The organism is Vibrio sp. OY15 (assembly GCF_000742455.1).
Taxonomy (GTDB): Bacteria; Pseudomonadota; Gammaproteobacteria; order Enterobacterales; family Vibrionaceae; genus Vibrio; species Vibrio alginolyticus.
This window is the reverse complement of record NZ_JPIL01000012.1, coordinates 223,851-244,594: the sequence shown is the minus strand read 5'-3', so window position 1 is coordinate 244,594 and position 20,744 is coordinate 223,851. Positions and strand designations below refer to the sequence as shown.

Sequence of the window (20,744 nt, the reverse complement as noted above, 5' to 3'; positions counted from 1 at the left end):
ACATCCCCCTTACTTCACAACGATTGTGATGGTTGCAACTGGGTTTAACCAACGATGGCTGCTGCTGTCTAGGTCACTGATGCCGCCGGCTGGATCGCTATCACCAAGGTTACCCGGATGCACGTGAACTTTGTCGTTAGTTACCGTTGCTTCAACGCCTGTGCCGCCAGTACCAAAGGTAATGAAAGGTGGGTTTGGCATGCTAGACGCAAGTTCATCGTTCGCTTCTGTACCGGCATCGTAACTTCTTAGCGTTGCTCGGTATGTACCCGCTTCCGTTGGAATCTTCCAACTATCCAGACCGACGAAACCATCATTGGTTGGCAACAACATCGCGCTCAGAGAAAGATAACCGTGGTCGCCACTGTCCAAGGTGAAGGTGGTTGCAACACCCGGATTCAAAATGCCACCAGCAGGGTTCTCAACCACAGCACCACCAGCGTTACCAATCACACTAGCAAGACCAGAGATATCACCGCCTTCTGCCATTGCTTCTAGTTCTGGCGTTGCTGCTTGACCCGTTCTGAACATTTGAAGATCAGAACCATGTGCGGCAACAATAAGAGGCGTAAAGTAGATGCCTTTGGTTGCGTTTGTCACGGTGATTTCCAATTCCGCCGCATTCACTGATGCAGAGCCTAGTGCCATAGCGACTGAAGTCATGACGAGTCCGAGTTGGGTACGTTTTTTCATTGTGATTCCATCCTTAAATGAGGGTTGAACTACCCAAGCCCATCTGTACGGCTTTACTTCTTTGTTCGTGACTTGAGTAGGTTAAGCATTACGTTTCGAACGTTTTGCGTTCTTGCCTCTAAGAATGACGAGCAAATCTATCAGCAACTTCATCGAATTCTCATAAAATTCTCACAAGTTCTGTTCGAATTCTGTCAACAGCACTTTTTGTATTTACACTTCGCGCTTTCCCCTCCTACAATGCGGTATTCTCTGTTTAAATCACGATTCTCACCATGATTCATAACGTTCTGTCTGCCTACTATGGCGAAATCTACGGCATCGCTTTTTTCAACCACTACTTGAGCCATTACACCCAAAGTGAACAACAAACACTGTGGCAAACCTTGATTGAAGTGGAAGAGCTAACCGCAGAAAAGCTCAAACCTGTACTGCTAACAAATGGCATGGATATCGAAAGTCGACACCAAGAGATGCTGGATAAAGGCTTGGCAGATGCAACTAAGTGGATTGGTTTACCATGGCAAGAGTTGGTGGCGACTCTTCTGAAATGGGTAGAACCTTATGAGGTCAAGTATCGAGAGTGGCATGAAGAAGTGAACGCTTCACAGCAGTATTCAATCGCTGAGCGAGAAGCTATCGAGTTAATTGCAGACCACGAAACGGCCATTTATCACTGTTGGCAGCAATACCATACTGGTGAATCTGGCTTGCCTGCACTCAATGCATTTTTGGCAAAATATCGTTAAAGCGAGACGGTGACACTTGAACCTCGTGAAACCGTACCAGACAATATCGTTATTCCGCTGCGCAGAACTGAACAATTATGGTTAATCCAAAACTCATTGCCCTACTTCCTGATCTTGCTTCGTTTATCTTGGTGGTAAACGAAGGCAGTTTTACCGCTGCTGCTAAACAACTCGGCGTAACGCCATCGGCTTTAAGTAAGTTGATCACACGGTTGGAACAAGCCCTCTCGGTCAAACTGTTTGAGCGCACGACTCGTAAGTTGATCATCACTCAAGCTGGGCAAAAGGTTTACGACCAAAGCATCGCAATGGTGAATGCCGCGCAGCAAGCCGTTGAGCTATCTGCGGAAGATCATGCTGAGCCAACAGGCGCACTCACAGTAGCAGCCCCTGAAGCATTTCTTAATTCGGTGCTTCAACCGTTTGTGTTGCCATTCCTAGAACGTTATCCAAACATACAGCTTAAGCTGCGTGCAGCAGATGGTGAGATCGATCTGTTCCGCCAAGGCATTGATGTCGCATTCAAGCTCACCGACAAACCCGATGAGAATCTGGTACTCAAAGAGATCAGCAAGACCAATCTCGTTTTATGTGCCTCTCCAGATTACCTAGCCAAACATGGTATGCCTGAGCACCCAACCGAGCTTGAGCAGCACGATTGTATTTACCTTGCCGAGAACGACAAAGACAACATCTGGTCATTCTTTAAAGAAGAAGCGTTCCACTCCATTGCCGTAAGTGGACGCTACGCCGTCAACCATTCTCAAATGCGCTTGAACGGAGTTAAGTCCGGCTTGGGAATTGGGATCTTCCATGACTTCGTGATCAAAGACGCGTTAGAGCAAGGAGAAGTGGTGGAGGTTCTGCCGGATTGGATGATCAAGAGTAACTACCATGGCGCTATCGCGATGCAGTATGCACAAACCAAATACATGCCTGCTCGTCTGCGCGTGTTTATCGACTTCGTTAAGGAGCATTTAGTCTCCGAGGACACTAACCATGCTTGAGGATACGAGCCATGTTTGAAGAGGCTAACCATGTTTAATGCCATCCATCACGTCGCGATCATTTGCAGCGATTACCCAAGGTCAAAACGCTTTTACACTGAAGTGTTGGGATTGAAAGTCATTGCTGAAAACTATCGTGAAGCCAGAGACTCCTACAAGCTTGATCTCGCTTTACCTGACGGTAGCCAAGTTGAGCTGTTTAGCTTTCCGGGCGCACCTAAAAGACCAAGCTTTCCCGAAGCACAAGGGTTGAGACACCTCGCGTTTTTGGTTGATGATGTTGAGCAAGCAAAAGCCTACCTCGAATCGAATGACGTTGAAGTTGAGCCAATTCGGATTGACGAGTTCACGGGCAAAGCCTTTACCTTCTTCCAAGACCCAGATGGCTTGCCACTGGAGATTTACCAGAAATAAAAAGAGCCAGCACTTCGACTTCGCAGGCTCTTTTATTATTCCATTCTTTGTCTGTTACTAATTCAACGCCGTTTTCAGTTTCTCAACGCGGTTGAACAACAGCCAATCCAGTGCGAGAACCGTAACAATTGCCAAACCGCCCATCGGGAACGCGAGACACAATATCACTAACGTTACTAAGCCAAGCTTCCAAATACTGTCTTGTTGAAACTTAGGTGGCGCGCCCAATGCGGCACTGCGACTTGGTCTACGAATCCACCACATCACCACACCTGTGATTGAGATTAAGATGAACGCCAAACAGAACACTACGTTGAGTACTTTGTTCAATATACTCACATCACCTTGATGCAATGACACACCTGCCGCCATGAACTTGGCAAATAGGCTGTAATCTTGCCACGTTACATCCACCAACAAGCGACCGGAATACTGGTCAAAGTGGCTGGTGCGATCTTGTCTTGGGTCGGAAATATCGCCGCCCATAGAGTTAGCTGCAACGGTGTAAACGCCCGTCTCAGAGCGTGGCAAAAACAGCTTATAGCCAGTGAAGCCCAACATTTCAGCCTTGAGGATGATATCATCAATGGAGAGCGCATCATGGTTGCCTGCGTATGCCGTCTCTTCCTTCATATTGGCATGATCATGAGCGGGCTTATCTTTCGACTCTGGCACAGCAGCAAGCTCTAAGTTCCATGGCATCTCTTCTGATGCACCATGGTTAAGATCTTTATGTGTCAGCGTGGATTCCGGTTTCTCACCCCATGTGTAATAGGTTGGGAAGGTATTCCAAGCTTGCACCATTTTCGCCCCCCAGATCCCTGCCCACGACAAACCTGAAATCAAAAAGAACAACAGAACAATCGACAGCACGCCACCTAAATTCGCATGCAGGTCACGCATCAAAATTCGAGGGCCATTGTTAAGGCGAATTTTCAAAAAGCCGGCGCGGCTGGCGTTGTCTCTAGGTAACCAAAGGTACAAACCAGACACCAACAGTAAAATCCCCAGACTTGCGGCGATTTCAATTAAACGGTCGCCTAGGTCGCCGATGAGCAAGGTGCCGTGAATGCTGTTCATCAGTTCATAGATGCTGTCACCACGATTAATGGTGCCCTGTACGTCTCCTGTATAAGGATTTACTGCAACAATCAACGAGCTGCCTTCTTGGTTTTGAATCGAGAATCGGTTGGCAATATCGGCCGTTTTAGCAGGTACAAATTGAGTGACATTAAAATCGGGATACGCCTGCTTTACGGTTTCTAATTGTGCAGAGACAGGAACCATGTGCTCTTGTGGTAAAACTTGTAATGTCGCTTCGTATCGAGCCAGTTCGATTTCGTCATCAAACAACATCACCAATCCCGTGAGGGAAAGCATCAGCATAAATGGAATGACGAACAAACCTGCGTAGAAGTGCCATCGCCACGTCATAAAGTAGATGGATTTTGCGCGTGAGGCTTCCTTGAGTTGAGGCTTTGCCGAGTTTCTCAACATGTGTATTTTCCTTTTTTCATTGTTGAACACCCAAATTCAGTCAAACGCATCCTACACATACGCATTCGTATGCGGCGTTATTTGACTTAGATTTGGGAGTACCACTGCTCGAAGTGGCAGTGTTGCTGACTATATACCCAAGTGACTTCAAGATGCTGGATTCAGAGCGTTGTCATTGATTCGAGTGCAAAGAAAACAACGCTGTGTAATAGACAACTCTTTCCAAGTTGTTTGAAGCAACAATCGGAGCAATGACACGCTCCCGAAGGGCGAGTTGCCTTGGCTTGTATACTTTGTTGTCGATATCTTGATTTAGACCCACTAGACCTTTAAATCGCCGCCGCGTCTACAAACCAAGTCATTCTCGCTGAACCAAGCATCTCGAGGTTACTTGGGTATCGTGTAATTGTTTTTGTTATGAGAAAAGGGAAACTGGCGGCGCTCTAGGAACTGGTGTTTCAAATCGCACACTTAGAGCCAAATAAGCGTAGCTGTCAGAAGTCACCAAGCTCTGTCTTGAAAGTATCGGTGTCGTTGGAAGTGTATCGTGATGAAAAGTCGAGAAGTGGCTAAACGGACAAGGCTTGCCTTTGTGGCTGACCGAATTGTCGCCCTCTTCTATTTGGACCAACTCAAATCCGTTAAGCGTACATAGCGTCGCCCACACGCCCATGCTGTTACCATGAGCATTGATAACAGGCATCAGCGTCACTAGCACCCAACTGAGAGCACTAGCAAATAACATCGAGCGGTAAAAGGGAATTAATCTACGCATAACGGTGACTTAACAAATTTCACACAGCGTAACCAATTTTGAGTGATAGCTCAAAAAACAGTATCAATAAGTGGTTGCTACCTCACAGGTTTTCTTGAATGCATCGATTGACAGGCGCAAAAAAGCCCGCCGAAATGGCAGGCTGATAATGTGTTCATTCATTACTTAGAGATAACGCGTAATCCACTGCCACGAGCAAATGCTCCGCTCAGTAGATAATTAGCCGAACAACTTGCTCCAAATGCTTGGATTGCGCTTGTCGTGGTACTCTTCACGAAGGCTATCGATTTCACGCAGTTGGTCTTTTGCTTCTTGTAGCTTGCCCGCATCAAGATCCGCTTCAATCTTATCTAGCGTTACCGTCAGCTTGTTAAAGCCTTCTAAGTAAGTATCAAACTTCTCTGGTGGGTAATTACCACGCTTAGATTGTTCAACAATCGCTTGCAAGCTATCAATCGCAGATTTCATGGTTTCGACATCAGATGCTTCTGCCGCCTGTTTGAATTCCATCTTCATCTGTTTCATGTTTTGTTTTAAATCAACCGCTTCTGCCATTGCGTATGTTGAGCCAAACGCAATCGCACACCCTAGGACTAAAGGACGTAACATTTTTCACTTCTCCATTTATAGTGCCGAATTCTGTGTCGGCTTTATTCACCCAAATAACCTACGCCATAAAAGGCGAAAAACTAGCTTAGTTGAGTATTTCCGGGTCGCAGTGTAAAGCAATCTGGCGTCGGGTGCATACCTTAAATGTAATCAAGTTTATGCGTTGAGAATGCTGTCATATTCTGCAATTGGTTTACGGCCTCTCAAAGCTAAGAAAGACAAAAACTGCTGAGCGGTGTGAGTAATCACTTTCTTGCTATCAATACCCACTTTGTCCATTAACTCTCCAACCAACTCCAGATTACCAACATCGTGACAGAAGTGCGCGTCACTGCCCGTGGTGAAGAAAACACCGAGATCTTTCCCGATTTGTGCAATCTCGTGGCAACGGTCTACGCTGCCTACTCGGCTGTTGCCTTTCAGCGTGGTGTTATTAATTTCAATCGCGACATTGTGCTCTTTCGCGCACGCTAAAACGGTCTGAAAATCAAAGTCGAAATTTGGATTACCAAGATGACCGAGCGCATCAATACGACCACTCTGAATGACATTAACAAGTGCTTCCGTGTGAGTTTGCTTGTTTGCAGGACGAAAAACGGGTTCATGAAAACTCGCGATCACCCAATCTAAGTTGCGGTCCACACTCAGTGGAATATCAATGTCGCCTTCGGTATTCATAATGTTAGATTCAACGCCACGAATAATCGCAACGCCTTCAAGAAAGCGAGGCAGAATTTTCTGGTTAGAGAAGAACCAGTAATGAGGCGCACCCGGCATTGATTCTGCGTGATCGGTCGTGCAGAACATATCCAGCCCGTTCTCTTTTGCCAACTTTGCATTTTCAATCAAGGTACTGTACGCGTGACCACTGGCGTACGTATGTGTATGGGTATCAACTTTAAATTCCATCATCCACTCTCTTAGGTGCGCTATCTTGCGTGCTATTGTATACCTTCAGGCAACGCATCGTCAGCCCAAGATAAGCAAGAACCCTAAGCTTGCTCTTCACTAATGGCTTTTATCAAGGGTAAGGCTTTTTCCCATCCGTGATTAAACATGGAAACAAAGTCATTGTGAGTATGAATGGTAACATTGAGTAGTAAACGATCGTTGTTGGTATCGATCTGGTAGATCTCTCGCGATCCGATCCACCTAGATGCTAGGTCAGCATCGAGTTGTTGACGATTATCCGGATTAAAAATGGCAACATGATGAAATTCAAGTTTTTGAAGGGGTAGCACCGTATCTATGATCGCCCTTGTCCCGCCCATATCTGGATCAAAAAAAGTGATGCCACCTCCTTCTTCCCAAGCTCCTTCAAATTGAGACTGCGGTGAAAAGGCTTGCGCCCAACGTTTATACAACTCAACATCGGTTAGCACTTCCCACACTCGTTGCGGTGTCGCCGAAATTTCGACGTAATAATTTAGCGTAAGCATGATTTCTCTCCCTGAACCTTTCTTGACGCTAGCCCATACTCAGGAAAAATCAAACCACACGACCAATTTATCTACCTGCCCCCTTCATTTTCCGACAGACTAAGAAGTTCTCGCTTGTAAACCGCCACTGCGATGCGCCTTAAAGCGAACCCAACATGTGTTCAGTATGATTGCGAGCACTATTAAACTCATCCCAACAATTTGACTTTGACTCATTCGGTCTTCAAAAAACAGGCTCTGCCAAACCGCAGTGAACAATAAGTTAGTAAAAATGAGTGGTGCAAGTTGAGAGCCACTGCTTGCCAGTTTATATGCTTTGGAGCGAAAAACTTGGGTGTTAATGATCATCAGAGACATCATACCGATCCACAGCGTATTTGAAGAAATCTCAGGCGCCATAACACTCATATTAAGTAACACGTCGAAGTCGTTAAACAAAGTTAGCGGCAACAGAAATACGGCAGCAAAACCAAACGCCCAAAAGTTGATTTCTAGCGGCGACATATTTGTTTTACTCACTTTATATAACGTAAGCTGAGAACCAGAATTGAAGAGTCCACCAGCCAAGCCGAGCAATAAATCCGCTCGCCATGTAATCTCACTTCCACCGCCCGCCAACATAACCACACCAGTGAACGCCATTGCTAAAGCCGCCAATGTTGAAACACGAATGCGCCCCCTCATGAACAGCTTTTCAACCAAGGGAATAAATAATGGGCCAGTAGCAAACAAAACGACCCCCTCAACGAGCGTTAACGTTTGTAATGACGCGATAAAGCAAAGTTGTGACAAACCGATACAAAGAGCACGCAATAAAATAGGCTTTAGCGTGCCCGCTTTAGGAAAGGTAAGGTTTTTCACACGAAGTAAGATAAGCAAGATAAGCGCAGGCACTAAAAAACGTAAGAAGCTAAATAGTGTGACGGAAAGTTCGCCTGACAACTGCTTTGCTAACAGTCCAGTAACAGATAAGCTTAACGTAGACATCAACATGAAAAGGATAGATTTATTTACAGCATTCATTCAATACTCCTTAATATATGGAGCATTTTAAAAGACATCACTTATCGTAAATAGCGAGTAATATTAACCATTGATGTAAGAAAAACTTACAGTTTAACTTATCTATCACCAGCTACGGTTTTTAAATTATGCGGAAACTAGTCCCCTTAAAGTCCATCTACGCATTTGTTGCAGTAGCTGAGTCTGGCAGCATGACAGAAGCAGCACAGATATTAAGTGTGAGCCACTCAGCCGTAAGTCAGGCAATTAAATCGCTGGAGAGTCAAGTCAACAAGCCTCTATTTGATCGCATAGGCAGACAAGTTCAACTCAACGCGGACGGTAAAAAGTATTACAGAAAGGTGGCACCCGCTTTAGAGCAAATTGTCGATGCAACGGAAGCACTCATCCAAGATCAGAACTTGCAGCGTGTTACGCTCAATATGGTGAATTCATTGGCTCTTCACTGGTGGATTCCTCGAATGTCAGATTTACAAGGGTTTGCTCCTCAATTAGACGTTCGTTTATCAAACCTGTCTGGCAGATTCAATTTAGAACAAGAAGGTATCGACGCGGCCTTGGTGCATGGAAATCCCGAAGAATGGCAGGATTACTACTGCGAAAAGCTCAGTGAAGATGAACTGGTTTTGGTGTGCAGTCCTGAATTGATAGCGAAGACCAAGGACTCAAACATCACTCAACTCTTAAAGCAGTATCCCATCATTGAAGTTACTAACGAACGAAGAAAAAATGACTGGAACGTGTGGCTGGACGCGACGGGTATCCAGCGACCTAAAAATAAAAAACCAATCACTTTTAACATGTCGATACAAGCCGTCCAGGCCACAACTCGTCGTTTGGGGTTATTGGTCACTCATCGCTTGTTTGTGAAGGATGACATCAAATATGGTCAGCTAATCGAGCTGGGTGAACCCGTCATTAATCCTCATCAACAGCTTTACTTTGTATGCCCGCCACACAAGCTAAAGCTTGAATCGTTTCATCTGTTGCGATCTTGGCTACAACAATCATTCAACTATTAGAAACTTTTGTTAAGCACATTCACTGAAAAATTAGTATAAAGTTAGAAGAGCACTTTTCATCCAAGGATGGTTTATGAAGCAGTATCAAATATGGCTAAGCGCACTCTGTTTTGCAGTATCTTTGAGTACGACCGCTGAAGTAGAAAATGATAACCGCCTTTCAGAACAAGGGATCTCCACGGCAATTATTGGGGGTCAGCAGGCCACCCAAAACCAACTTCCTTTTTTTGCACGTCTTATTCTACATAAAACTGGCGCTAATCAGTTTGCCAATATTTGTGGGGGAACCATTGTAAACGACCGCTTCATTTTAACTGCGGCCCACTGCGTAGAACCAAGCGTTTTTACTGATGGCTGGACAATCAACGATCTACGAGTGCTAGTCAAAAACCCTACGATGAATGACGTGTTTGTTGAAGAATTCAAAGATGTTCGCTCTATCACGATTCATCCTGATTATGTGCCTAGCGATTTATGGATTAATGACATCGCTGTCCTTGAATTGACTAGACCTATCACCGATAACGTCCAATCCATCACTTTACCGCAAGACTTTGGAGACTACAGCAGCAAGTCAGTTTATCAGATATTCGGTTTAGGTCAGACCTCAACCAATGATGAAAGCCCCCCTAACTATTTGCGCTGGGCAGAAGTGAAACCCCTTACCGACACCCAATGCGCTTCGCTGGTAACAGGGTTTAATGCTCAGGAAAGTTTGTGTGCGAATGGATTTCCTGAGCGAAGCTACACTGGTATCTGCCGCGGTGACTCAGGCGGTCCCCTCACTTATCAAGACAATAATGGCATGTATCAGCAAATCGGTATTGTGAGCTATGGTTCTTCTGTTTGTGAATCTGCTGCGATTCCGAGTGTGTTTACTGAGGTTCTAAATTATACAACGTGGATTGAAGCCCAAACCAGTTCGGGAGTGAAAACTCGTTATAACGCCCTCTTAGCAAGTACAGAAGATTATCATAGTGAAGGCGATTCCGGCTTTGAACCAGAAGATACTAACACGTCGGGCTTTGACGATAACGGCAGCGGCGGCGGTGCTCTCGGATCAGGGTTGATCATGCTTGGAGGCTGGTTTGGTTGGCTAAGACACCGCAGAAATGATTCGCGCTCCTAGTTGCGTCAACAAGACATCATAATATCTTGCGCTTAACGCGAGAGTTAATGATGTCTTCAATCATCTTTTGCTCTTTTTTCGCTTTTTCATAGTTCTGCTTAGTACGCCAACGCTCAAGCACTTTTTCTAACCCTTGAACGCGTGCGTGCTTGTGTTCTAGTGTTTTCTGTACAGATGCACATTCCGCTTGCATAACGGCTTGCTCTTGCTCGTGGTGACGAAGCATTCTTTGTAGCATTTGGTCAACACGATTAAAGTTCATCAAAGCCGCGCTCGTCAGCGTCGGGCCGGTTCGGGTTGATTGTCCAGCGTGGCCTTTCAACGCCGATAACTGTTCCAATTGCATTGAAAGATAGGAGTGACGCTGACGCATGGCATCAAGTTGTTGACCCACACGGTCACGCTGTTTTTCTTCCATTTGCTGTAACTTGCCTACGGCTTTTAACTTGGATTTCATTTCAGCCTTGTCACTCCCATTTGATTAAGCACTTTGAAAAAGCTGCGCGAGCTCGGTCAAACTGGTTGGGTAATCTACAGACTCATTGGCAGCTTGTTGTAGATATGCACGCAAGTTTGGATACATAGCAACAGATTGATCTAACTCAGGATCTTGTCCTGGTTGATAACCCCCTAATGGCAGTAACTCTTTAACCTGAAGGTAGTTGGAGTACATTTGACGGAAGTTATTCGCAATCGTGCTGTGTGCGTCCTGCGTACAAGTATTCATACAACGGCTAATAGACGCGTTGATATCTATAGCAGGATAATGCCCTTGCTCAGCCAGTTGACGCGATAAAACGACATGCCCATCTAAGATGGCGCGCGCGGAATCCACGACAGGATCTTGTTGGTCGTCTCCTTCTGCCAATACGGTGTAAATTGCCGTTAAGCTACCATGTTGATTTTCACTGTTACCCGCTCGCTCTAGGAGTTGAGGTAACACGCTGAAGACTGAGGGCGGATAACCACGAGAAGCTGGAGGCTCTCCGAGCGAAAGAGCGATTTCGCGCTGTGCCATGGCGTATCGGGTTAGAGAGTCCATCAGAAGTAGAACGTCTTTGCCTTGGTCTCGGAAATACTCTGAAACGCGATGACAAAGTAGTGTCGCTCTTAACCTCATTAGCGGGGATTCATCAGCAGGAGCCGCGATAATGATCGCTTTCTTGCGCGCTTCTGGGGTTAAGTTTCTCTCGATGAACTCACGCACTTCTCTGCCTCGCTCACCGATAAGCCCGACCACAATTACATCGGCCTCCGTGTTTTTGGTGATCATCCCCATTAACACACTTTTACCGACGCCACTGCCAGCCATCAAACCAATACGTTGGCCTTTGCCTACCGTCAATAGTCCATTAATCGCTCGCACGCCTACGTTGAGTGGTGTATCAACTGGGCGTCGCTTCAGTGGGTTAATCGGTTTTGGTTCAAGTGAAACTCGATCTCCCCCCTTAAGCGGTGCCCCGTCATCTAACGGCTCACCTAAACCATTCAGTACGCGTCCTAACCACTGAGAGCTTAGCTGCACGGTACTGTCACCATCAAGAGGGATGACTTTTGCACCTGCAAACAGACCGCCTAAACGGCGGATAGGCATGAGGTAAGCAATAGTGTGTTCAAAGCCCACAACTTGCGCTTCGATCATATCGCCTTCCGCGGTTTCTACGAGACAACGCTGCTCAAGCTTAAACCGACACCCTACGGCTTGTAACATTAAGCCGTTTACTTTTATCAATCGCCCTGTTACGCGAGCAACAGGGATTGAATCGAGCGAAGCCAAGGCTTCGCTCAAACGCTCACTTAATAGTTCATGGCTTAGGGTATTACTCATGTTCAGACTCTACCTGTGGAATACTGACTTCATCCAAAAGGTGTTGCTTTACATTGTCCATACAGGCTTCCAAGCGAGAGTCGCAGCTCGCATCCGCTTCTGCGTCATCAGTCACTAACTGACAGCCACCAATAGGAAGCTCCGTATTAGGGACCAGTTTCCAAGATTGCGGCAAATCAGCATTGATGTGAGTAATGCGCTCTAAATCTTGCGGATTTAAATGCACAGTTACTGTTTCCGCTTTACCAGGCATGGCAGACAATGTCTCGTCCACCAAAGCTAGGATCTGCTGAGGCATTAGAGTGAGCTCGGCACGAATCACTTGCTGAGCAACCTTTTGTACCAGTTCACAAATCATATGGCGTTGTTGCTGTTCTTTTTCATCTTGCCAACGAGAAAGGGCGTGAAAAAGTTCATTGACAGGCTTCGCCGCCTCCAAAAAGCCTTGCTTTCCAGACTGCTCACCGGAAACAAAGCCTTTTTGGAAACCTTCTTTTTGGCCTTCCAACAGACCTTGTTGCTTGCCCTGTTCGATACCTTGGCGTAAGCCTTCCTCATGTCCTTGTTGCAAACCTTGTTGAAAACCTTCTTCAAGTTGCTGTTGGATATCTATTTGAGGTTCTTGCCAGCCTTGGTTATCTAGCCCGAATTCGTCTTCGATAGTCTTAGGTTGCGCTAAAGGAGGAAAACGGTGTAAACGATACCCGCTCGGAGGCAATCGCATAGTACTTGATTTTGTCTCTAGCATGACCTTACTCCACCGTTGGCTCTTCATAGAGAAGCAGCTGAACTTCACCAGATTCATCCAGCTCACGTACCATTTGCATGATGTCTTGACGTGCTTTTTGAACTCGACTTAACGCAACAGCGCCGCGTGCGTCCATGTCATCTTCTAGCGCTTTCACCATACGTTGCGGCATTGAACGCTTAATAGCTTGTTGTAAGGTAATATCGGAACCTTTTAGTGCGACTGCCCACAACTCTAGCGGGATCTGCTGCACCAACATGTCCATAGTTTCTTCGCGTTGTCGGCCAAGAACCATAAAGTCGAACATGTTTTCTTCAATTGCATTAACAACATCTTCATCATGCAACTTCAGCATTTCCATCAATGAACCACGGTCACCTTCAAAGCGGTTAATGATATCTGCTGCTTGCTTAACACCTGATAACGGCGTGCTTTGACTTGCGGATACTTTTTCGATGCAACGCTCAACGAGTTCATGCAAATCAACGGCAACTTGATGATCGATATCTTGCAATTGAGCAATACGGAACAAGATTTCGTCATGGTAATCTTGTGGCAAGTGCTTCAATACCGCTGAAGAGCTGTCTGCTGGCAAATACGCTAGAAAAATTGCTTGCATTTGTGGGTGCTCGTTCACAATGAAACGAGCGAGAGTTTCTGCTTCCACCCACTGTAAGCGCTGCATATTGTTGCGAATTTCATCGCCATATAAGGTATTTAATAACCCTTTTGCCAAATCGTTACCCAATGCTTTACGCAATGTATTAGATAGGTATTCCTTAGAGGCTCCTCGAATACCGCTGTGCTCACGGAAATCTTCAAAGAAAGTTTGAATAACACCACGAGCAGAATCGCTCTTAATGCCATTTAACTTCGCCATTGCACGAGTCACACGCTGGGTTTCATCACGGCTAAAGTGTTGCAAAACCTTCGCTGCGGCATCCTCGCCCATGCCTAATAGCACGAGCGCGGTTTGTTCAACATAACTAAGCGTCTGCTTTGATAGAACTGTGTTCATTGATGTTTACCCATTGTTTCAGTATTTCGGCTACGCGCTCTGGCTCTTCATTAGCAATAAGCTGTAGGTGTTTCAATTGAATTTCTAATGGCGAACCTGCTGGTGGTAGCATGTCGCTGTTTACATCTAAACCTGAAGAGGCTGAGATGCCTTTTTCTGATAGGCGGCGATCAAGTACTTCTTCATGCTCGCGCTCTTCACGCGTTTGCAAGTTTTCGTAGTCAGGCTCTTCCTGAGGCTCAGCAAAATTTAGCTCAGGCACAGGTTTATCAACGCCAGTTAGGTGCATGATTAATGGACGCAGTACGAAGAAGATCATCGCCAAGCCTAACAAGCCACCAATAACGTAGCGTATTGGCTGCTGTACTGTAGGGTCTTGCCACCACGGCAGTGCAGGAGGAGCATCAATTTCAATTGGGGTGAAGTTGAAACTCATTAAACTTAAGCTGTCACCACGTGTGGCAGAGATACCAACAGCATCCATGATCATGTTTGAGATTTGCTCTTTATCGGCTTCACTCCACGCCACACCATCTGGCGAAGCTTTGGAGTTCAACAGAACCGATACACTAAGCTTTTCTATTTGGCCTTGTTGGTATTGAGTACGACGAACACTGCTCCCTACAGCATATTGACGATTCACTTCAGATCGCGCATTCGTGTTTTGGCTGTCGTTCGTTTCCACTTCACCAGATCCTGTCACTGGCGGTTGGTTACTTAGAGAACCAGGAACACCCAACGCAATTTGATCAACCGAGTTGTTATGAATGGTGTGCTCATTACGCACAACCGGCGCGTTATCCAAAATTTCTTGTGTTTCTTCAACTTGGCTAAAATCCAGATCGGCAGCGACTTGTACTCGGAAGTTACTCGGCCCCACAATCGGCGTAAGCATATCTGCTGCGCGTTGGATGATCTGTTTTTCAACACTCTTCTGGTATTCAAGATATTTCGCGTTTACTTTACCGGCTTCCGCAGAAGCGACATCCGCACTAAGAAGACGGCCATACTGGTCAATGACAGAAACAAATTCTGGCTTCATTGCCGTGACACTGCCGACCACTAGGTTAATGATCGCTTCAACTTGTTCAGGCTTTAAGTCTTCACCAGGTTTGAGCTCAAGCATGACAGATGCTGATGGATTCTCACTGTTTTGGCGGACGAATAGAGTTTGACGAGGTATGGCTAAATGAACACGCGCGTTCGCTACTGAGTTCAAAGACATGATAGTACGTACTAACTCACCTTCTAAACCATGACGATAACGCGCCGTTTCCATAAATTGGCTCGTACCAAGAGAGCTATCTTCCTTGAGCGAATCCAAACCTGTCGGCAGCTTAGCTTTAACACCTTTTGATGCAAGCAACATGCGTACCTTCGCAACCTCACCTTCTGGTACAAGAACTTGTCCATTTTGCTCTTGCATGCGGTAGCTTACGCCTTCGCTTTCTAATACCGACACAATTTCGCCGATATCAAAACGCTCTTGCTGGCTATAGAGCGGACGAAAGCTCTGCGAGGAACTCCATAGTGCAACCACAATAATCGCTGCAACAATCGCAGCTAACACCGCAGATAGCACTAAGTTTCTCTGACTGCTAGACCAGATTTGCTTCAGCTTCGTTGTCACATCGTCCATGCCGTTGGCAGTAGAAAATGTCTGTGCTGTGCCGGTAGCCATAGCTGTGTTTCCGGCGACTTGGGGGGTTAGTTCTGACATGAATTACACCGGCATCTTCATAATATCTTCAAATGAGGTCACGACTTTGTTGCGCACTTGCATCAAAGCATTAAAGGACAAGCTGGCTTTTTGGCTCGCGACCATTGCACCAACTAGGTCATCACTTTTTCCTGTTTCTACGGCCGTCATTTTTTGACTAGCCACTGATTGATGTTGATTCACTGTATCCAACACATTTGTCATCGCTTGTGAGAACGATAAAGGTGCGTTTAGTGATTGTTGATCTAAAGGATTTGCACTCACGATAAACTCTGGCGGCTGCACTTGTGCCTGCATCGCCTGCATTTTTGACAACATAAGTTGCTCTGCCGAGACCGCATGAGTAGGTTGACTTGCCATCTATTTTTTCTCCTATTAGGCAGCCGAGCCTAGTGCCGACTGTAAATCAATACCATGTTCTCGCATTGCTGCGAGCTTGTAGCGTAGCGCTCGAGTAGAGACTCCAAGCGCGTTTGCGGTTTTCGTTCGGTTTCCACCAAACTGACGTAACTTTTCCAAAATAAACTGATATTCAGCTTGCTTCTTCGCTTCTACATGACCAAAACTTGAAGTTGGCTCTGCTGTAGGAACTGACGCGACAAGCTCAATAGGCAGCATCAGGTCATGGGCTGTAATGTAATCACCATGACGCATGACCAAAGCGCGTTGAATGACATTTTCCAACTCACGAATATTGCCCGGCCAGTGATACTGACTCAGCGCACTAATCGCATCTTGGGATAGGTGACAGCGGCTGCTATCTTGATACTTTTCAATAAAGAATTGGCTAATCGGTAGAATGTCCTCTTTTCTTTCACGCAAAGGCGGCCAGTGCAGAGGCAGCACATCTAATCGATAATAAAGATCTTCACGGAACGTGCCTTTTTGAACTTCCTCACGTAAGTCTTTGTTGGTTGCCGCAATAACACGAATATCGAGCTGAACGGCTTTATGGCTACCAACACGTTCTACTTCACGCTCTTGAAGGACGCGTAACAATTTAGCTTGAACCGCAGGTGACATTTCACCAATCTCGTCAAGCAGAATCGTCCCGCCATTTGCTTCTTCAAACTTACCGCTTTGAGAATTTGTCGCTCCGGTGAACGCGCCTTTTACATGACCGAATAGCACAGCCTCTAACATTGACTCTGGAATGGCGGCACAGTTAACCGCCACAAATGGACCATTGATACGCGGAGAGTGCTCATGCACATATCGCGCCAGCACTTCTTTACCCGTTCCCGATTCACCTGTAATAAGCACACTCGCGTTAGTACATGCTGCACGATGCGCCAATTGCAGAACTTGTTTGCTTCTCCAAGACTCCGCAACAATGTTGGCCATTGGCTTACCTAACGCTTCAACACGTTTAAGCAGATTAACCAACTGATTAGATTCAAATGGGCGTAATAGATAATCAGTAGCGCCCGCTTTCATCGTCTCAGCAGCCAAGATGCCTTGTTCTTGGTCGACAATCGCAATAACAACACCCGAATTTCGCTGCTTTTGGTGACACGCGACAAACTCACGAACACACATATCCGGCAGCGTAGAGCTCACTAAAGTGATTTCTGCTCGCTCTTCAAGCAAAGCGCCTCGACCAGTACGAGTGTGTTTCGCGGTGTAACCTGCATTTTGCAACACATCCAATACTGGTTGAGCAAGAGCTTCATTTGGCTCAACCAACAAAATTTTCGTTTTCGTCATCATTGAACCTTAACTTTCGTTTGTTGATTTTGTGATTGTAGATCTGGGTAGTGTTTCGTAGCCGTATACTCGTTGTCCCTCACTAAACGCAGGGTGACACGTCGGTTTTTTGCTTGGCCATTAACCGAGTTATTGCTGGCAATTGGGTAACGCGAACCATGAGCTCGTGTTTCGATCATCGACTCGTCGACCCCAAGCTCAATCAAAGCGTTGGTGACTTGCTCTGCTCGAGTACGTGACACAGAAAGGTTCGTTAAACTTGAACCAACGTTATCGGTGTGACCGTCGATGAGGATTTTGGTCACTCGATCATCCACAGATACATAGCTATACAGCGCTTCTAGTGTTGCTTTCTGTCCACGACTTAACGTCTTCTGACCAAACTCAAATGAGAGCGCCATATCCCTTGCCTCGGAAAAAGACAATTTAGGCAATCGCGCGCGACACGCATTAAATGATTTCAATGCGTTTTGAATTTGAAGAGTAGGAATCACAATCTCTGAAACAGAGGAAGCATTACTTCCTTTAAGTGACAGCGTCACCCAACTACCCGAAGCAATTGAATCCATGAATTCTTCAGCGCCTTTATTAAAGATGAAACGCTGAGACGGCTTAGTAAATTCAAGGGAACCAAATTCTTTTCTATAAAGCTCATCACCCCAAGGAGCATTTTGAGTTGTTAAAGCAATCGTTTTCCATTTATTGTTTTCATATTCTATATCGGAAATAAAATAGAATTTATTATTAGGTTCCGCTAGGAAATAAAACTTCCCATAGTCTTTATTTGATTGCAACAAGTTGCATTTGAATTTATTTCCCTCATATGTCCATTTAGAGAGGTCCATAGGGATTGTTAAGACTTCTTCTGAATATGACACTTTTGAAAAAATAAAACTGATAACAATAATTGTGTTACAAATTATCAAACGGACATGATTCATGTATATCTTACATTCCCATGACTTAAACCGTTTAATTAAATATGCCACCAAGCCGAGAGAACTGGCATAGCTAATCATTTTAATTACCTATTCTGAATATTAAAATTGGTTACAAAACGCTCAAGAGAGCACGCTTAGCCTCCAACGGAAGCTTTAAGCATAAAAAACAGTATCTTATAATTTATTTATTTGAAGTTGTTGTTACGCCATAAAGGCAATTTAAAAAATCTATAACAACTAAAACGCTCAACATTGTTATTTTATTTATTAAGCGATTTATAAAGAAAACTAACTCTTTTTAAATTTCATTAAAAGATTATGACTATATGAACAAAGCAACATGTGAACTAAAGTCACAATCTTAGAGTTTGGAGCTAAAAGATCATTAAAATTTCTGTGTAGACTACACGCCATTAAGTTAAAACACTTTCGATTGTTAACGCACGGTAAAATATAAATGGAAAATAGAGTTAGCGAGCCTATTTCTGATAGTCAACTACTTGATGTAGAATTATTAGGCAAACCTATTCATATCATTCGTGAGAAGCTCGATAATTTAATTTCAGAATCTTGCTCAAACCTTACGACTGAATTACAAAATTGGCTCAGCACAGGAAAAGTGGAAGCTAGCTTAACCTCAGTAGACTTGCACCGCTTTACATCGGTTGAGATGGACAAAGAGCAAACGTCGACCTATCAACATCAGGAAGGCGGCATGGTATTCATCCATGGTAACCCTCACACGCTAATAAAGTTGGCTGATAGATTTTATGGTGCAAGTGCAGAGCGTTCAGCCGCTACTCTGACGGCCAGTGACTTACGTTTACAAGAGCGCATCAGTCGAATCATCATCGGTTGGCTTGCTCCTGGTGAAATGTGGGACACGGGTGAGTATGAGACCCCTAGAGGAATTGGCATTAACGTTCAATTAAACATTGCGTTTGACGATCATCAAGGCTCAATTCATCTCAAGCTAGATGGTCATCTTATTCAAACGCTGATCGAGCAGCTTGAACTGCAACCTGATACCGATTTGTTTCAACCTTTCTGTCGTTCTTTAGAGACGACCCCCGTTCGACTGAACGTTGTTCTAAGTAAAAAGAAGATGCCTTTAAGTGATGTGGTTGGCTTACAACCCAACGATATTTTACCTATTGAGCTTCTTAACACGGTTCCAGTAAGCATTGGCAACCAATCTCTATTTACAGGTCGTATTGCCGAGCAAGACGGCCAACTTGTTTTGATCTTTAACCCTGATAAGGAACCGCAGCGATGAGCGAAGCGCTAGAAACTAATGCATTCGACGCAGAAGAACTGAACTTTGATGATTTTCAATTAGAAGACTTTGAAGCCGAAGATACGCTCCAACAAGAACCAGCCACTGCGGAACGTGACCTTAGCTTTTTCAAAAGCATTCCTGTCACAGTCACGCTGGAAGTTGCGAGTAAGGAGATCCCACTTGGGGACTTAATGAAAGCGGGTGAAGGCACGGTTATCGAGTTGGAAAAGCTCAATGGCGAGCCTTTAGACGTGAAAGTAAACGGTTCTCTTATGGGCCACGCTGAAGTTGTCGTTGTCAATGATAAGTATGGACTTCGTCTGATCGATGTACATGACTCTGCATTGAGTGGCGTTGGTCAATAATCTTAGGTAGGCATCACAATGAAAAATCTGAGCGCTTGGCACCGTTGGTTACCTCTTTTGGTATTGGTGTCACTTTTGTTTGCTTTCCCAACAATGGCGGCTGACAACGGCTTAACTATCTTGTCCGTTTCTGATGGCGACACACAACAAGAATACAGCGTTAAACTGCAAATTCTGTTGTTGATGACGGCGCTCAGTTTTCTTCCAGCATTTATTTTGATGGCGACGAGCTTTACTCGAATTGTCGTTGTCCTTGCGATTTTGCGCCAAGCTCTTGGTCTTCAACAAAGCCCACCTAACAGAGTGTTGGTCGGGATCGCTCTCGCATTGACGTTGCTGATTATGCGCCCTGTCTGGAGCGATATTTATGAAAATGCGTTTCAGCCATACGACAACGGCGAAATCACGCTAATACAGGCTTTTTCTGTTGCAGAGAAACCAGTGAGAGAGTTCATGCTGGCACAGACGCACCAAAGCTCTCTTGAACAAATGTTACGTATTGCCAATGAGCCTCTCGACCAAAACGTTGAGGATATTTCATTTGCCGTTGTCTTGCCTGCATTTGTCATTAGTGAACTAAAAACCGCCTTCCAAATTGGTTTTATGCTTTTCATCCCGTTTTTGGTCATCGACTTGGTTGTCGCCAGTGTCCTGATGGCCATGGGTATGATGATGCTATCACCTTTAATTGTCTCACTTCCCTTTAAGTTGGTGGTATTTGTACTCGTGGATGGTTGGGCAATGACAGTTGGCACCTTATCTGCCAGCTTCGGTTAACTAG

General features: G+C 45.3%; 23 protein-coding genes. 8 read left to right on the top strand and 15 right to left on the bottom strand.

Annotated elements, in window-relative coordinates; genetic code table 11:
* Nucleotides 1-9: 9 nt before the first annotated feature.
* A complete protein-coding gene (locus tag IJ23_RS15200; RefSeq protein ID WP_033906705.1) occupies nucleotides 10-693 on the bottom strand; it encodes a spondin domain-containing protein in 684 nt (227 codons plus the stop codon).
* Between the two features lie 275 nt (nucleotides 694-968).
* Between IJ23_RS15200 and IJ23_RS15195 the strand changes: the two genes are divergently transcribed.
* The 3 genes from IJ23_RS15195 (at nucleotide 969) to gloA2 (ending at nucleotide 2,863) form a co-directional block, all read left to right on the top strand.
* A complete protein-coding gene (locus IJ23_RS15195) occupies nucleotides 969-1,442 on the top strand; it encodes a hypothetical protein (RefSeq protein ID WP_033906704.1) in 474 nt (157 codons plus the stop codon).
* A gap of 77 nt (nucleotides 1,443-1,519) precedes the next feature.
* On the top strand, nucleotides 1,520-2,449 hold the full coding sequence (locus tag IJ23_RS15190) for a LysR family transcriptional regulator (protein ID WP_033906703.1): 930 nt from the start codon (nucleotides 1,520-1,522) through the stop codon (nucleotides 2,447-2,449).
* A gap of 30 nt (nucleotides 2,450-2,479) precedes the next feature.
* Nucleotides 2,480-2,863, top strand: coding sequence for an SMU1112c/YaeR family gloxylase I-like metalloprotein (gloA2, locus tag IJ23_RS15185; RefSeq protein ID WP_033906702.1), 384 nt, complete (start codon nucleotides 2,480-2,482; stop codon nucleotides 2,861-2,863).
* Between the two features lie 57 nt (nucleotides 2,864-2,920).
* Here gloA2 and IJ23_RS15180 read toward each other — a convergent pair whose 3' ends face one another.
* From IJ23_RS15180 to IJ23_RS15160, 6 genes are all read right to left on the bottom strand, one after another.
* Nucleotides 2,921-4,360, bottom strand: a complete 1,440-nt coding sequence (locus tag IJ23_RS15180) for a PepSY-associated TM helix domain-containing protein (protein WP_033906701.1) — start codon at nucleotides 4,358-4,360, stop codon at nucleotides 2,921-2,923.
* A gap of 415 nt (nucleotides 4,361-4,775) precedes the next feature.
* The gene (locus IJ23_RS24250) at nucleotides 4,776-5,135 is read right to left on the bottom strand and encodes a hypothetical protein (protein WP_080276971.1); all 360 of its coding nucleotides are present in this window, start codon (nucleotides 5,133-5,135) and stop codon (nucleotides 4,776-4,778) included.
* Between the two features lie 219 nt (nucleotides 5,136-5,354).
* A complete protein-coding gene (locus tag IJ23_RS15175; RefSeq protein ID WP_005375067.1) occupies nucleotides 5,355-5,744 on the bottom strand; it encodes a cytochrome b562 in 390 nt (129 codons plus the stop codon).
* Between the two features lie 156 nt (nucleotides 5,745-5,900).
* Complete coding sequence (locus tag IJ23_RS15170; protein ID WP_033906857.1) at nucleotides 5,901-6,653, bottom strand: phosphatase; 753 nt, start codon at nucleotides 6,651-6,653, stop codon at nucleotides 5,901-5,903.
* 83 nt (nucleotides 6,654-6,736) lie between these two features.
* A complete protein-coding gene (locus IJ23_RS15165; protein WP_005375065.1) occupies nucleotides 6,737-7,183 on the bottom strand; it encodes an SRPBCC family protein in 447 nt (148 codons plus the stop codon).
* Nucleotides 7,184-7,282: 99 nt separating this feature from the next.
* A complete protein-coding gene (locus IJ23_RS15160; protein WP_033906700.1) occupies nucleotides 7,283-8,206 on the bottom strand; it encodes a DMT family transporter in 924 nt (307 codons plus the stop codon).
* Between the two features lie 128 nt (nucleotides 8,207-8,334).
* Here IJ23_RS15160 and IJ23_RS15155 point away from each other — a divergent pair, with 128 nt between their 5' ends.
* Nucleotides 8,335-9,228: a LysR substrate-binding domain-containing protein gene (locus tag IJ23_RS15155; RefSeq protein ID WP_033906699.1), complete on the top strand. Its 894-nt coding sequence runs from the start codon at nucleotides 8,335-8,337 to the stop codon at nucleotides 9,226-9,228.
* A gap of 73 nt (nucleotides 9,229-9,301) precedes the next feature.
* Nucleotides 9,302-10,357 (top strand): S1 family peptidase, encoded by a 1,056-nt coding sequence (locus IJ23_RS15150; RefSeq protein ID WP_050550097.1) that lies wholly within the window; start codon nucleotides 9,302-9,304, stop codon nucleotides 10,355-10,357.
* A 16-nt stretch (nucleotides 10,358-10,373) separates the two neighbouring features.
* On the opposite strand, the gene fliJ is transcribed toward IJ23_RS15150, so the two are convergent.
* The 8 genes from fliJ to IJ23_RS15110 are packed head-to-tail and all read right to left on the bottom strand — an operon-like array spanning nucleotide 10,374 to nucleotide 18,397.
* On the bottom strand, nucleotides 10,374-10,814 hold the full coding sequence (gene fliJ / locus IJ23_RS15145; RefSeq protein ID WP_033906698.1) for a flagellar export protein FliJ: 441 nt from the start codon (nucleotides 10,812-10,814) through the stop codon (nucleotides 10,374-10,376).
* A gap of 24 nt (nucleotides 10,815-10,838) precedes the next feature.
* Nucleotides 10,839-12,185 carry a flagellar protein export ATPase FliI gene (fliI, locus tag IJ23_RS15140; RefSeq protein ID WP_005375057.1) on the bottom strand — a complete coding sequence of 449 codons (1,347 nt, stop codon included), beginning with the start codon at nucleotides 12,183-12,185 and terminating at the stop codon, nucleotides 10,839-10,841.
* Nucleotides 12,178-12,933, bottom strand: coding sequence for a flagellar assembly protein FliH (fliH, locus tag IJ23_RS15135; protein ID WP_005375050.1), 756 nt, complete (start codon nucleotides 12,931-12,933; stop codon nucleotides 12,178-12,180). Before fliH ends, fliI begins: the two co-directional genes overlap by 8 nt.
* A 4-nt stretch (nucleotides 12,934-12,937) precedes the next feature.
* The gene (locus IJ23_RS15130) at nucleotides 12,938-13,951 is read right to left on the bottom strand and encodes a flagellar motor switch protein FliG (protein WP_005375048.1); all 1,014 of its coding nucleotides are present in this window, start codon (nucleotides 13,949-13,951) and stop codon (nucleotides 12,938-12,940) included.
* Nucleotides 13,920-15,671 (bottom strand): flagellar basal-body MS-ring/collar protein FliF, encoded by a 1,752-nt coding sequence (fliF, locus tag IJ23_RS15125; protein WP_005384024.1) that lies wholly within the window; start codon nucleotides 15,669-15,671, stop codon nucleotides 13,920-13,922. Before fliF ends, IJ23_RS15130 begins: the two co-directional genes overlap by 32 nt.
* A gap of 3 nt (nucleotides 15,672-15,674) precedes the next feature.
* A complete protein-coding gene (fliE, locus tag IJ23_RS15120; protein ID WP_005375045.1) occupies nucleotides 15,675-16,031 on the bottom strand; it encodes a flagellar hook-basal body complex protein FliE in 357 nt (118 codons plus the stop codon).
* A 15-nt stretch (nucleotides 16,032-16,046) separates the two neighbouring features.
* On the bottom strand, nucleotides 16,047-17,378 hold the full coding sequence (locus IJ23_RS15115; protein ID WP_031778880.1) for a sigma-54 interaction domain-containing protein: 1,332 nt from the start codon (nucleotides 17,376-17,378) through the stop codon (nucleotides 16,047-16,049).
* Nucleotides 17,378-18,397: a MotY family protein gene (locus IJ23_RS15110; RefSeq protein WP_033906697.1), complete on the bottom strand. Its 1,020-nt coding sequence runs from the start codon at nucleotides 18,395-18,397 to the stop codon at nucleotides 17,378-17,380. The genes IJ23_RS15115 and IJ23_RS15110 overlap by 1 nt, the downstream gene beginning before the upstream one ends.
* A gap of 379 nt (nucleotides 18,398-18,776) precedes the next feature.
* On the opposite strand from IJ23_RS15110, the gene IJ23_RS15105 reads away from it, so the two are divergent.
* The 3 genes from IJ23_RS15105 to fliP are packed head-to-tail and all read left to right on the top strand — an operon-like array spanning nucleotide 18,777 to nucleotide 20,740.
* On the top strand, nucleotides 18,777-19,595 hold the full coding sequence (locus IJ23_RS15105; protein WP_005375039.1) for a FliM/FliN family flagellar motor switch protein: 819 nt from the start codon (nucleotides 18,777-18,779) through the stop codon (nucleotides 19,593-19,595).
* Entirely contained in the window at nucleotides 19,592-19,963 is a 372-nt protein-coding gene (fliN, locus tag IJ23_RS15100; RefSeq protein ID WP_005375038.1) for a flagellar motor switch protein FliN, read from the top strand. Before IJ23_RS15105 ends, fliN begins: the two co-directional genes overlap by 4 nt.
* Before the next feature lie 18 nt (nucleotides 19,964-19,981).
* On the top strand, nucleotides 19,982-20,740 hold the full coding sequence (fliP, locus tag IJ23_RS15095; RefSeq protein WP_005375037.1) for a flagellar type III secretion system pore protein FliP: 759 nt from the start codon (nucleotides 19,982-19,984) through the stop codon (nucleotides 20,738-20,740).
* The last annotated feature ends 4 nt before the right edge of the window (nucleotides 20,741-20,744 follow it).

What these genes read in the sequence shown, in the direction of transcription:
- fliH (WP_005375050.1), bottom strand. Translation starts at nt 12,933, where the DNA reads ATGCTAGAGACAAAATCAAGTACTATGCGATTGCCTCCGAGCGGGTAT.
- IJ23_RS15110 (WP_033906697.1), bottom strand. Translation starts at nt 18,397, where the DNA reads ATGATTAGCTATGCCAGTTCTCTCGGCTTGGTGGCATATTTAATTAAA.
- fliI (WP_005375057.1), bottom strand. Translation starts at nt 12,185, where the DNA reads ATGAGTAATACCCTAAGCCATGAACTATTAAGTGAGCGTTTGAGCGAA.
- IJ23_RS15150 (WP_050550097.1), top strand. Translation starts at nt 9,302, where the DNA reads ATGAAGCAGTATCAAATATGGCTAAGCGCACTCTGTTTTGCAGTATCT.
- fliF (WP_005384024.1), bottom strand. Translation starts at nt 15,671, where the DNA reads ATGTCAGAACTAACCCCCCAAGTCGCCGGAAACACAGCTATGGCTACC.
- IJ23_RS24250 (WP_080276971.1), bottom strand. Translation starts at nt 5,135, where the DNA reads ATGCGTAGATTAATTCCCTTTTACCGCTCGATGTTATTTGCTAGTGCT.
- IJ23_RS15115 (WP_031778880.1), bottom strand. Translation starts at nt 17,378, where the DNA reads ATGACGAAAACGAAAATTTTGTTGGTTGAGCCAAATGAAGCTCTTGCT.
- fliP (WP_005375037.1), top strand. Translation starts at nt 19,982, where the DNA reads ATGAAAAATCTGAGCGCTTGGCACCGTTGGTTACCTCTTTTGGTATTG.
- IJ23_RS15165 (WP_005375065.1), bottom strand. Translation starts at nt 7,183, where the DNA reads ATGCTTACGCTAAATTATTACGTCGAAATTTCGGCGACACCGCAACGA.
- IJ23_RS15160 (WP_033906700.1), bottom strand. Translation starts at nt 8,206, where the DNA reads ATGAATGCTGTAAATAAATCTATCCTTTTCATGTTGATGTCTACGTTA.
- IJ23_RS15105 (WP_005375039.1), top strand. Translation starts at nt 18,777, where the DNA reads ATGGAAAATAGAGTTAGCGAGCCTATTTCTGATAGTCAACTACTTGAT.
- gloA2 (WP_033906702.1), top strand. Translation starts at nt 2,480, where the DNA reads ATGTTTAATGCCATCCATCACGTCGCGATCATTTGCAGCGATTACCCA.
- IJ23_RS15170 (WP_033906857.1), bottom strand. Translation starts at nt 6,653, where the DNA reads ATGGAATTTAAAGTTGATACCCATACACATACGTACGCCAGTGGTCAC.
- IJ23_RS15130 (WP_005375048.1), bottom strand. Translation starts at nt 13,951, where the DNA reads ATGAACACAGTTCTATCAAAGCAGACGCTTAGTTATGTTGAACAAACC.
- fliN (WP_005375038.1), top strand. Translation starts at nt 19,592, where the DNA reads ATGAGCGAAGCGCTAGAAACTAATGCATTCGACGCAGAAGAACTGAAC.
- IJ23_RS15155 (WP_033906699.1), top strand. Translation starts at nt 8,335, where the DNA reads ATGCGGAAACTAGTCCCCTTAAAGTCCATCTACGCATTTGTTGCAGTA.
- IJ23_RS15180 (WP_033906701.1), bottom strand. Translation starts at nt 4,360, where the DNA reads ATGTTGAGAAACTCGGCAAAGCCTCAACTCAAGGAAGCCTCACGCGCA.
- IJ23_RS15175 (WP_005375067.1), bottom strand. Translation starts at nt 5,744, where the DNA reads ATGTTACGTCCTTTAGTCCTAGGGTGTGCGATTGCGTTTGGCTCAACA.
- IJ23_RS15200 (WP_033906705.1), bottom strand. Translation starts at nt 693, where the DNA reads ATGAAAAAACGTACCCAACTCGGACTCGTCATGACTTCAGTCGCTATG.
- IJ23_RS15190 (WP_033906703.1), top strand. Translation starts at nt 1,520, where the DNA reads ATGGTTAATCCAAAACTCATTGCCCTACTTCCTGATCTTGCTTCGTTT.
- fliE (WP_005375045.1), bottom strand. Translation starts at nt 16,031, where the DNA reads ATGGCAAGTCAACCTACTCATGCGGTCTCGGCAGAGCAACTTATGTTG.
- IJ23_RS15195 (WP_033906704.1), top strand. Translation starts at nt 969, where the DNA reads ATGATTCATAACGTTCTGTCTGCCTACTATGGCGAAATCTACGGCATC.
- fliJ (WP_033906698.1), bottom strand. Translation starts at nt 10,814, where the DNA reads ATGAAATCCAAGTTAAAAGCCGTAGGCAAGTTACAGCAAATGGAAGAA.